The 11,015-nt window shown below is 53.9% G+C and carries 8 protein-coding genes; 6 read left to right on the top strand and 2 right to left on the bottom strand.

All coding sequences use genetic code 11. The features are described 5' to 3' along the window. The first annotated feature begins 172 nt into the window (after nt 1–172). Genes FHS18_RS16425 through FHS18_RS16435 form a run of 3 tightly spaced genes read left to right on the top strand, consistent with a single transcriptional unit; the run spans nt 173 to nt 4,750 of the window. Nucleotides 173–1,975 carry a sensor histidine kinase gene (locus tag FHS18_RS16425; RefSeq protein WP_183601184.1) on the top strand — a complete coding sequence of 601 codons (1,803 nt, stop codon included), beginning with the start codon at nt 173–175 and terminating at the stop codon, nt 1,973–1,975. Beyond that, on the top strand, nt 1,941–3,431 hold the full coding sequence (locus tag FHS18_RS16430; RefSeq protein ID WP_246427707.1) for a response regulator transcription factor: 1,491 nt from the start codon (nt 1,941–1,943) through the stop codon (nt 3,429–3,431). Before FHS18_RS16425 ends, FHS18_RS16430 begins: the two co-directional genes overlap by 35 nt. Further along, nucleotides 3,428–4,750, top strand: coding sequence for an ABC transporter substrate-binding protein (locus tag FHS18_RS16435; RefSeq protein ID WP_183601185.1), 1,323 nt, complete (start codon nt 3,428–3,430; stop codon nt 4,748–4,750). Before FHS18_RS16430 ends, FHS18_RS16435 begins: the two co-directional genes overlap by 4 nt. Nucleotides 4,751–4,940: 190 nt before the next feature. On the opposite strand, the gene FHS18_RS16440 is transcribed toward FHS18_RS16435, so the two are convergent. Then, nucleotides 4,941–6,473 carry a leucine-rich repeat domain-containing protein gene (locus FHS18_RS16440; protein WP_183601186.1) on the bottom strand — a complete coding sequence of 511 codons (1,533 nt, stop codon included), beginning with the start codon at nt 6,471–6,473 and terminating at the stop codon, nt 4,941–4,943. A gap of 68 nt (nt 6,474–6,541) precedes the next feature. After that, nucleotides 6,542–6,925: a nuclear transport factor 2 family protein gene (locus FHS18_RS16445; RefSeq protein ID WP_183601187.1), complete on the bottom strand. Its 384-nt coding sequence runs from the start codon at nt 6,923–6,925 to the stop codon at nt 6,542–6,544. 714 nt (nt 6,926–7,639) lie between these two features. Here FHS18_RS16445 and FHS18_RS16450 point away from each other — a divergent pair. The 3 genes from FHS18_RS16450 to FHS18_RS16460 all read left to right on the top strand — a co-directional run bounded on the left by FHS18_RS16450 (nt 7,640) and on the right by FHS18_RS16460 (nt 10,823). Then, nucleotides 7,640–9,028 (top strand): ABC transporter substrate-binding protein, encoded by a 1,389-nt coding sequence (locus FHS18_RS16450; protein WP_246427708.1) that lies wholly within the window; start codon nt 7,640–7,642, stop codon nt 9,026–9,028. Nucleotides 9,029–9,108: 80 nt separating this feature from the next. Further along, nucleotides 9,109–9,990, top strand: a complete 882-nt coding sequence (locus tag FHS18_RS16455; RefSeq protein ID WP_183601188.1) for a carbohydrate ABC transporter permease — start codon at nt 9,109–9,111, stop codon at nt 9,988–9,990. Beyond that, on the top strand, nt 9,990–10,823 hold the full coding sequence (locus FHS18_RS16460; protein ID WP_183601189.1) for a carbohydrate ABC transporter permease: 834 nt from the start codon (nt 9,990–9,992) through the stop codon (nt 10,821–10,823). The genes FHS18_RS16455 and FHS18_RS16460 overlap by 1 nt, the downstream gene beginning before the upstream one ends. The last annotated feature ends 192 nt before the right edge of the window (nt 10,824–11,015 follow it).

The raw sequence follows: 11,015 nt of genomic DNA on the forward strand, positions 1-11,015 counted from the left end.
CTTCTCTTGGGGTTCTGCACCAGCAGGACAACTTCAAACCAATAGGTTTGACAATCCAAGAATCCCCCACCTCTTTAGGTGGTGGGAGTGTTCAAAAACGCCATGAATGACGGCGAAGGCCGTTTCATCTTATATCCGATATTTTCCTATTGCCGAGAAAAGGACGTTCCCTATGACAATATGGTTTCGCCACCTGATGCAATGGCTTCGCCAGCCTCGAATCCGAAGCCGGTTCTTCACGGCGATGATTCTCGTGTCGCTTCCTCCGTTGTTCGTGCTCGGCTATGTGTCGTTCAACATTGCCAAGGAAACGCTAGTGCAGAACCATATGCAGACCAACCAAGGACATCTGAAAACGTCGAGCGAAGTGGCGGACCTGCTGCTGCGCAATATTATTAACATGAACCGGATCATCCTCTCGAACGACGAGCTGCGCAAGGAGCTGTACGCCAGCGGGACCAGCGGGAACGAACAAGCGGTGCTGGACGTGAGGACGGCCAATAAGCTGCAGAATATCGTCGTCTCCAACCTGTTCGATACGCAGAATATCGACTCCATCTGCCTGTTCGACCGCAATTTCCGTTCGGTCTGTTACGGCCGTTCGGAGCAGGCCGGCCAATATGGCAGCGACGAGACGCGTGGCCAGATCGCGCAGACCGACTGGTTCGAGCGCGCGGTGAAGGCAAAGGGCAAAGAGGTATTCTTCGGCTACAACGTGCTCGAAGGTTCCTCGTCCAGCAGTTCCTTCTCGAGCGTCAAGCTGCTGCGGGACCCGAATCGGCTGTCCGGCTCCATGATCGGCCTGCTCGTCATCAACATCAAGAAGTCGATCTTCGATCAAGCCGTGAACGAGGATGGACAGAGCGGGTTTCTCGTTATCGACACGTTCGAGCGGAAGCCGGTCGTCGTCTACGATTACCGGCCCGAATTGACGGCCGAGATCGGTCTCGGAGACAGCCTGGACGCAACGCTCGCCAGTCTTGAATCTTCCGGGTTCATCTACAGCCAATACAAGAACTCGACCAGCGGTTGGATGTTCCTCCAATTCGTCGAGACGGACACGCTGCTCCGGCAGTCGGACCGGATCGGCACCTTCACGATGATGATGGCCGGGTTGATGGCGGGCATTGCGCTGATGGTTTCTTATTTTGTATCCGGTACCATCACGAGGCCCTTGCTGCAGTTGAAAAAAATGATCGTCGATTGGGCGATGGGCAGCACGCCACCGGACAATCAAGAGGCGTTCGTGGCCGACGAGGTCGGGGCGATCGGTCAGACCTTCCGGCGGATGGCTGCCGCCAACCAGCAGCTGAGCGACCGGCTGCTCAGCGCGCAATTGAAGGAGCGGGAAGCGGAGCTGCGCTCGCTGCAGGCGCAGATCAAACCGCATTTTTTATACAATACGCTCGATTCGATCTACTTCATGGCGCTGCTTGAAGAGAAGGAAGATATCGCCCAGATGGCGCTCTCGCTGTCCGAGAGTTTCAAGCTCAGCCTAAACAAGGGGAAGGAGCTCATCCCCGTCTTCAAGGAGCTCAAGCATATCGAGCATTACATGATTATCCAGAACATGCGGTATGACAACCGGTTCCAGTACGTGGAAGAGGTAGAAGAAGGAATTAAGAGCTTCGAGATGATGAAGCTGCTCCTGCAACCGTTGGTCGAGAATGCGATTTACCATGGGCTGGAGCCGAAGGTCGGCGATGGCTGGATCAAGCTGACCGGGCGGATCGACGGCGAATTCCTCGTCTTCACGATCTCGGATAACGGGGTGGGGATGGATGACATTCACAAGACCGAGCAAGGCTACGGCATGCGCAATGTCCGCGACCGATTGACGTTGTTCTATGGTCCGACCAGTTCGTTCACCATCAAGAGCAAAGTGGATGAAGGAACGACGGTAGAATTGCGTTTTCCGCATAACGAGAGAAAGGTGGAGCATGCATACGATGTTGAAGGCGGCGCTGTTCGATGACGAATTTATTGTGCTGAAGGGTCTCATCAAATTAATCGACTGGCAATCGTGCGGCGTCGAACTCGTCGCCACGGCCAAGGACGGACTGTCCGCATTGGAAGCGGTCCGTGAACATAAACCGGACATCGTGCTGACCGATATCCGCATGCCGGGCATGAACGGCCTCGAGCTGATCGAGACGATTCGCGAGGAACTCCCGGATACAAAATGCATCGTGTTCAGCGGGTATAACGAGTTCGACTATGTGAAGCGGGCGCTGACGCTCGGGGTGATCGACTACTTAGAGAAGCCGATTACGCTTGCCAAGATCAAAGAAGGCATCCAAAAAGCGGTCGAGCGGATTGAGACGCAATCCCAAGTATCCCGGCTTAAGCACGAATGGGAGCAGGAACTACTGGCGAAGAAGGTGAAGGACCTCGTTCTGCAAGGCGGCGAAGATGCTGTCAGCCATTGGCGTGGGCAATCCGGCATGGAGGCAGCTCAGGTCGTCGGCGTCACGGTTGCAGCCAGCTCGGAAGACGTGTTCACGATGACCGGCGACTCTTCCTACAAGCTGATCCCCGTCCGCGTCGACAAGGAACATGTGGCGGTTATCTTCCATTACGACTTGAATGATGAAGCGTGGAAGGATGAGCTGCTGGCCAAGGAGCAAGCGACCATCGGATCCGGATGCACCTATCGCAGCCCGGCGGAAGCGGCGCTTAGTTATAAAGAGGCACTGCGAGCGCTGCGGTACGGGAAGTACCTGGAGGATCAGGGATGGACCCGATTCGAGGAGCTGGGCGATCCGTCCGCCATCGATCCGCATCTGTCCGACCGCGAAGAAGAAGTGTTGTTCCAGCTGCGCATCGGCGATAAGCCGAGCCTGATGAACACGCTCGACAATTTCCTGGTTGAGTTCAAGAAAGAGCGGCTCGAACCGGAGCAGGCGGAGATGGAGCTGCTAAGATTGGTGCTGCTCGGACTTGAAGCCGCGAAGGAGACCGGCGGGAATCATGCGGAGATCAAGCCTCCCGGCTACCTGCCGCAGATGGAGCTGCGCCGGATGCAGACGATGGAAGAGATGGCGGCGTGGCTACGCAAGGAGATGGAAGGCATCATCGATTGGATGCTGCGCATTCGCAACAAAGCGAAGCATGCCGCGGTCGAGAAGGCGATTGAGTATATCGACAGCCACTTCGGAAGAGATCTGACGCAGCAGGAGGTCGCCGACCATGTCGCAATGAACGTGACCTACTTTAGTCTTTTATTCAAGGAGCAGATGGGCTTGTCCTACATCAAGTATCTCACCAACATTCGGATGGAGAAGGCCAAGGAGTTGCTCGGCGAAGGCGTGCCGGTGCAAGAGATCAGCGAGCGGGTTGGGTACTATCACGCCCGGCATTTTGCCGTCGTCTTCAAGAAATACACCGGCATGACGCCGGGCCAATTCCGCCTGAAAGGGAAAGGCTCATGAGGCGCGGTCGATTCAAGTCGGCCGGTGTGCTGCTGCTCGCGATTTCGTTGTCCGTGTTGCTGAGCTCGTGCAATCGGGCTGCCATGCCGGACAATGGCACGCAGGAAAACCAGACGACGATTCTATACTTAAGCTCGAACAAGGAGAATGAAGGCAGTGCGAAGATCATCAGCGAGCTATCCCGCGAATATGAGGCGTTACATCCGAACGTTAAATTCAAATTCGAGAATTTGCCCGAGCGGGATCTCAATCAGCGCGTCCAGCTGCTGGCGGCCAGCAACGACTTGCCCGTCGCCTTCAGCTACCAGTCCGGCAAGCCGCTGCAGGACCTGATCCAGAGCGATGCGGTGCTCGATGTGGAGAAGGCGTTCACGGCCCTTGGGCTGATGGACGAATTGAACCCTGCAGCGGTCGACCTGTTGAAGTCGTACGCGGGCGGAGAAGGCGAAGGATTGTATGCGCTTCCGCTCGAGATGAATATTGAAGGCTTCTGGTACAACAAGTCGATCTTCCGGAAATATGGCTTGCAAGAGCCGCAGACCTGGGAGGAGATGCTGAAGATCGCGGCCTTCCTGCATCGGAATGGGGTGCAGCCCTACTCGGTCGCGGGCAAAGAGAAATGGCCGATTACCCGGCTCATCAATGCCTACGCAATACGGATGTACGGCGCGGACGTGATGGACCGCGTCGACCGGGGCGACATCACGTTGACGAGCCCTGGCTTCGTGGAGGCGGCGGCCACGGTGCAAGATATGGGGCTTCGCGGTTATTACGGCACGCGCGTGAACGAAGTCGATATGGCAGCCTCGGTCAATCTGTTCCTTCAAGGCAAGGCGGCGATGTTCTACATGGGCAGCTGGCAGTTGCGCGCGTTCAATGACGATAACCAGAACAAGATCGGGGCGGACAACATCGGGTTCTTCAGCATTCCGCTCGTGAAAGGGGGCAGCGGTTCGCTCGACGAGTATCCGGTCAACGCGGGCTTGACGACGTCCTTCTCCAAGGCCGCCTATACCCCGGAAGTCAGCGGGTGGATGGCCTATGTATTCGAGCATTACGGCGACCGCGCGATGGATGATCTCGGCATGGTGACCGGCTTTAACGTTGCGGCCATGCCCGAAGACGTGTCTCCGCTCACGAAGATGGTCCAGGAGAAAATCAACGGCGTGAAGAGAGGCGCCCTCTGGTTCGAAGCCAAATTCGACACGGGGGCCCAGCTGATGGCCTGGGATAATGCCCAGCTGTTGGTGACGAGGCAAGACTATACGCCGCTCGATTATCTCACGGCGCTGCAGCAGGAGATCGATCAGGAGCGGTGAAGGTAAGCGGGTAGAAGGTAATTAGGGGCTGCCACGTTTAAACAATGAGAAAAGATGCAAAGACACTCCTGACATAATATGTTGTCAGGAGTGTCTTTGTATAATAGGAATCCATTCACCTTCTTTTTTGAAAGGATAATGTCTCTTACTTTCGTCTCTGTGCATATCATACCTGACGACTTGGATCGGTTCAGTGCACGTGCGCCAGCCAAAGCTCCTCTTCTTCTTTCGTCATGCCGCCTGTAATGGTGGAGAAGTCGACTTTTCGCGGGAACAGATCTTTGAGCAAACTGAACTGCGCAAAGCTGCCGGTGAACTCGTCAATCGACAGCGAAGTGGCAAGCGCCTCTAAGTTGCCAATGTTGGGGCACCTCGACAATTTAACAGAACGAAGTGAAGGAAGCTTCGCTACGGATGATATGTCGGCGATGGCGGTATTCTGCAGCTCCAGTTCGGACAACTTCGTGCAAGGAAGTAAAAAATCAAGACAAGGTAAGGTCGCATTGCTTATGGTGATGGAGGCGAGCTGCTTCAAATTGCCGAGCGGCGTCAGGTCGTTAGAAGTTACCCCGTCGGCCAACGATAAGGTCAGCTGGGTTAGCTTCACCATCCGAGCAATAGTAGCAAGCTGCTCCCGAGTTACATCATTCAGGACGAGCTCTCGTAAATTTTTTAAGCGCAATAGCGGGGAGAGATCCTCTACCGGCGCGTTTTCACAATTGAGACTGCGCAGCTTGGGCAGATCTGCCAGCGGCGCTAGACTGAGAACCTTCGTATTAGGAATGATGAGTTTGGACAATAGCGGTAATTCGGCTAGCGGCTCCAGATCGACGACCGGATTGTGGGCGAGATAAAGCACTTTGAGCTCCCGGCAATGACGCAGCGGTCCCAAATCGGAAATTTCGTTGCCGGTCAAAACCAACTCCTGTACTTTCGTACACTGGGCAAGCGGTCCGATGTCGGTCAAGGCCTTGCCGATCAGATAGATTTTGCGGCTGTCGGTAAACTTCCGCGTATTGCCGTACGTCTCCTGAATCAGATGCAGCCAGTTGTCCGTCCAATCACGCTGCCAATTGTCGGCCATCGTTTCGGTCGGAGGAATCGGATCGATAACCGGTAAGGAGAGGTTCCGGATCGCATCGAGAAAATGCCCCTCTTCGCCGTAGTTCCACATGACATCAATGTCGTCACGCTCTACTGTGTAACGGCCGTTCTTCAGCTCGTCGCGCAAAAATTGCAGAAAATCAGTCAGGTTGCGGGCAATGACATACTTCATTTGTTCGTCGCGGCCGAAGTTGATGATTTGACCGTTTAAGCCCTGTTCGTCGGGATCCAGATCCACACCAAGATGGTTGCCGCCCCCGTCTTCAGCAAACGGGATCCACTGCACATTGATGTAACTTTCCTTAATCCAACCCGAAGGGACCGAATAATGGTCGCCCATCGCCCCATACGCTTCCTCTAGGTCTGACCACGTATGCCAGCTCGAAACGACTTCGTCCAACGGCAGAAAACGCAGTCCCCAAAAAAGGCCCGTACCGTCAGCTTCTTCTCCATCGTGCAGCAAATAAAGCTCCCGCAGGGGTGCCGGAAATTCGACACCCATCGTTCTTTCTGCCCCGCGAATGTCCTCTATCGAGGCGGCCGGCCTTAAAGCGGCCGCTAGCTCTGGCAGGTCATCCTGCAGCAGGGCTTTAATCTCGCCTAATAAACGCTCAATCACGCCGTAACCTCCTTGTAAAGAGTAGCCAAGCCATTAAACCGATGTGCTTCTCATGGATAGGGCTGCAGTCAACTGTGATCTTCAATTAGTGCGATCATTCCTTCAATAATTTGGAATTTCGACATTCCTTTTAATCGCAGCGTATCCCCGCTTTTTAATCCGTTAGGGAAGTCCACGGCAAGAACGCCTTCATAATCGATACTAACCTCTACGATGTCATTAATAGCACTGTAATCGGTTATTATCTGACTGCGGCTGGAGAAAAGGGTTGACGATTGTTCTGCCAATGCTCTGAATGCTTGTATTCCTCTGATCTCCGTGGTCGTTTCTCCATTGGAAATATTCCTGAAAAGGATGTCTTGGTGCAAGAGTACAACCATGCTTTCAATGTTAAATGAATTGTAGGCTTCAATATATTTTTCAATGATGTCCCTTGATTCTTGGCTAACCATAATCGCACTCCTCTCCTTACATGAACTTATTCCTACTATAAATGTACCATATATTGGGATCACACTGTCCATTTGCTTCAAGAGAAATCAACACGGACGTATACCATCAAAGCAAAAAAGGCTATTGGGATACATCCCAATGACGCCTTTTGCTATTCAAAGAGGACCGTGATTCGTATATGAACTAAAAGGTAAAGCGTGTCCGCGGAGCGGACGTTAAGCGAGGAATAGCTGTATGCACACATTAAGGCACGGAATAACCAGGTCTGCTCCCGAGGCAAACCGTAACGAACGAAGCTCGAACCAAGAGCTTTGTCCAACTTAGTGGAATGCTGCAAGTCGCAATGACTTGCAGCATTCCGCCGGGACAATAGCGGGCTCCTCTCGAAAGGACAGATCGAAGACGGCCGCGTGGAAGGTTCGCCTATTCTGGGTGTCCAGAGGGCCGGGGCCCTTGGTTCCCCCGGCGGAGGGGGAAGGGGCGAGGGAAAAGTATGAAGTGGTTAGGGCGAAAAGAGGGCAAGGGGAAAAAGTCCTCCTTGGAGGGTAGGGAAGTTACTAGATGGGGTCCAAAGGGGCGTAGCCCCTCCCATCCCCCACCTGAAAAATGCGGAACTTTTACAAAGAATGACTCGCTTATGGCCGGATGGAAAGCGCTTTAGAATAAGAAGTGTAAGAACGATAGATCGACTACCGAAACAGGGGGAATCGAATATGAAAGTAAGCAAAATGAAATCCGCCGGTCTTGTGCTCGCATCCACAATGGTGCTGCTCAGCGCTTGTGGAGGCAATAATAACGGGAACGGCAATGCTGGCGGTAACAATACAGCAGGCAACACGACAACGAATGCCGCTACAGAGAACACCACGAACAATGGCACGACAACGAACGCCGCAGCAGACCCGGTAACGCTGACGATGCTTGTATCGGGCGCGAAGGCGGCAGAAGACGCGGACTTTGAGCTGGAGACGCTGCCTAAGCTCGTGAAGGAGAAATTCCCGAACGTGACGCTCGAAGTGCAGAAGCTGCCGGATGAGCAATATTACACGTCGGTGAAAGCGAAACTTGCCGCAGGCGAAGGCCCGGACATCTTCCTCGTCTTCCCGAACATGGCGAACATGGGCGCGATCGAAGTAGCCAAAGCCGGCTATGCCGCAGATCTGTCGGGACTGAGCTTCTGGGACAATGTCAGCCAGGCCGCGAAGAACGATATGAGCTATGAAGGGAAGCCTTACGCTGTAGCCAAGGGGATGGATATCCTCGGCACGTATTACAACAAAGATCTGTTTGCCCAAGCAGGCATTACGGAGATTCCGAAGGATTGGGCGAGCTTCCTGGCGGCATCGGATAAGCTGAAGTCCGCGGGCATCACCCCGATCGTCATGGGGGACAAAGATCCATGGGTCATCCAGTTCGGCATGTACCAGCTGTCCGCGAACTCCGTCTACCCGTCCGATCCGACTTTCGATACGAAGCTTCAGACCGGCGAGACGGCGCTGACCGACGAGAAATGGGTGAAGACGGTCAATCAATACAAGGAATTGTATGACAAAGAGTATGTGGCCAAAGGCTCGCTCGGCATGGCAAGCGCGCAAGCCGTTCAGCAGTTCGTCGACGGCAAGGCGGCGATGATCTTCACCGGTACGTGGGATCTTCCGGGCGTAACGGCTACGGGCGCTTCCGAGTTCGAGCGCGGATTCTTCTCGCTGCCGGGCAACGATGCCGGCCAGCCGGTCTACGCTTCGGCTGCGACTGCGGCAGGCTATGCGCTGAATGCCAATTCCAAGAACCTCGAGATCGGCAAGCAAATCTTCGAGTACCTCTATGACGGTCAGTCGCCATTGTTCCAAGCTTGGGTAGAGTCGAACCCGTCGATCAGCGTATTTAACGGCGTCGAGCTGAAGAACGAGATTTTCAAGGACGTACTGGACAATATTCAGAGCACGGGTCATGCGTTCTACTTCTCCAACCAAATGTGGCCGGCGGGCGTGAGCGACGTCATGCAGACGAAGTTCTCCGAGATTATCGGCGGCAAGAAGACAACGGCCGAGGACGTTACGAAGGCGATGCAAGATAAGTACAAAGAGCTGTATAAAGGTTAATCGAGGCGAGTATGCCGCCGGGAGCGCTTGATGCGCTCCCTTAGCGGCAACATTTGGCCTAAGGAAAGGAAAGAAGCAGCATGAACAGTGCCGTCATGAAAAAAACGATGTACTTCTTCGTTCTTCCCGCTATGCTATTCTATTGCGTGTTCTGGATATTCCCGATTCTGAAGCTGTTCCAATACAGCGTGACGGATTACAACGGCTATGTGCAATCGTTCAATTATGTGGGCTTAAGCAACTTCAAGACCTTATTCCAAGAGGAAATCCTCGGCGTGTCGGTCAAGAACACGTTGATCTACACCTTCATTACGGTCATATTCGGCAACATCATTGCGCTTATGCTTGCGCTTCTCCTCAATGCGAATATTAGGGCCAAAGGTTTCTACCGCTCGGCCTTTTACATTCCTACGCTGTTCAGCGCGATCGTGGTAGGATTCATATGGAGTTACGTGTATATGCCTGGCGATGGACTGATTGCTTCCTTTCTGACCAAGATTGGCCTCGGCGATGTCGATACGAATTTCCTCGGCAGCTACGGCAAGGCGCTGTATGCGATCATTGCGGTCGATATCTGGAAAAATATCGGCACGAGCACGATCATCTTCCTTGCCGGTCTGCAATCGGTTCCGTACGAGCTGCAGGAAGCGGGCCGGATCGACGGGGCAGGACGTTGGAAGCTGTTCCGGTTCGTGACGCTGCCGATGCTGGCGACTTCCGTGACGATCAACATCACGCTCAGCATTATTAACGGCTTGAAGGCGTTCGACTATCCGTTCGTCATGACCAACGGCGGACCGGGCACGTCGACGAACACGCTCATTTATGCGATGTACAAAATGGCCTTCACCGACCAGTTGTTCGGCAAAGCCTCGGCGCTCGGCATTATCTCGTTCGCCCTGATTATCGCCATTACGGCGATCTGCGTCTTCACGTTGAACCGAAAAGAGGTGTCGGCATAATGAAGGGGATTGCCGCCAAGAAACTGCTGACCCATCTCGTCATTATCGCGCTCGTCTTCATCAATCTCGTCCCGCTCCTGATCGTGCTCTCCAGCTCGCTCCGGTCGCCGAAGAACATGACCAATCCGCTCAATTGGTTTAACGAATTTACGCTGGAGAGCTTCCAGTCGGCATTCACTCGGATGCACTTTATGTCCGCGTTGTGGAACAGCATTGTCCTCACGTCGGTGTCCGTATTCTTCGTCGTGGTGCTGGCTGCGATGGCCGCGTATCCGATGGCGAGAATCCGCAGCAAGTTCAGCCGGTTCCTGTACATCTTCTTCCTGTCAGGGCTCGTCGTGCCCGGCCAGATGGTGCTCATCCCGATCATTCAGATGATCAAGGGGCTCGGTATCCCGATGAACCAATATACGCCGATCCTGATGTTCATTACGTGCAGTCTGCCGTTCTCGACCTTCCTCTACACGGGCTTCATTCGCAGCAGCGTGCCGGAGGAGATCGAGGAGGCGGCCCATATCGACGGTTGCAGCATGTTCCGCCGCTTCTGGCAGATCGTCTTCCCGCTCATCCTGCCGGTGACGGTATCCGTCGTCATTACGCAAGGGGTATGGATCTGGAACGATTACTTCTTCAACATGGTCTTCATCACCAAAGCAAGCGATGCTCCATTGCCGGTGGCCATGCTCGGGTTCCTCGGCGACCAGCAGAATCCGGCGCAGTGGAACGTTCTGTTCGCGGCCTGTATCCTATGCGCATTGCCGCTATTGCTCGCCTTCCTGGCGCTGCAGAAGTATTTTGTCGGCGGACTGACGATGGGTTCGGTGAAAGGTTAGTTAGCATAGTTGTATAGGAAAGACAAGCAAATTCCGATAAAGATTGACCTGAAGAACCGGAGACTATTCCGGTTCTTTTTGCGTCTATTGGAGATCCCGATCCTTTTTGTATCTATAATCCATCCTGAAAAATACGGAATGTATCCGAAGTTTGACACACTTATGTTACGTTCCGCAAACGCTTACACTAAG

This window comes from Paenibacillus phyllosphaerae (genome assembly GCF_014192105.1).
GTDB lineage: Bacteria > Bacillota > Bacilli > Paenibacillales > Paenibacillaceae > Paenibacillus_Z > Paenibacillus_Z phyllosphaerae.

Excerpts from the sequence above, each read along its gene's own strand:
- FHS18_RS16460 (WP_183601189.1), top strand. The coding sequence starts at position 9,990 with ATGAAGGGGATTGCCGCCAAGAAACTGCTGACCCATCTCGTCATTATC.
- FHS18_RS16445 (WP_183601187.1), bottom strand. The coding sequence starts at position 6,925 with ATGGTTAGCCAAGAATCAAGGGACATCATTGAAAAATATATTGAAGCC.
- FHS18_RS16425 (WP_183601184.1), top strand. The coding sequence starts at position 173 with ATGACAATATGGTTTCGCCACCTGATGCAATGGCTTCGCCAGCCTCGA.
- FHS18_RS16435 (WP_183601185.1), top strand. The coding sequence starts at position 3,428 with ATGAGGCGCGGTCGATTCAAGTCGGCCGGTGTGCTGCTGCTCGCGATT.
- FHS18_RS16455 (WP_183601188.1), top strand. The coding sequence starts at position 9,109 with ATGAACAGTGCCGTCATGAAAAAAACGATGTACTTCTTCGTTCTTCCC.
- FHS18_RS16430 (WP_246427707.1), top strand. The coding sequence starts at position 1,941 with ATGCATACGATGTTGAAGGCGGCGCTGTTCGATGACGAATTTATTGTG.
- FHS18_RS16450 (WP_246427708.1), top strand. The coding sequence starts at position 7,640 with ATGAAAGTAAGCAAAATGAAATCCGCCGGTCTTGTGCTCGCATCCACA.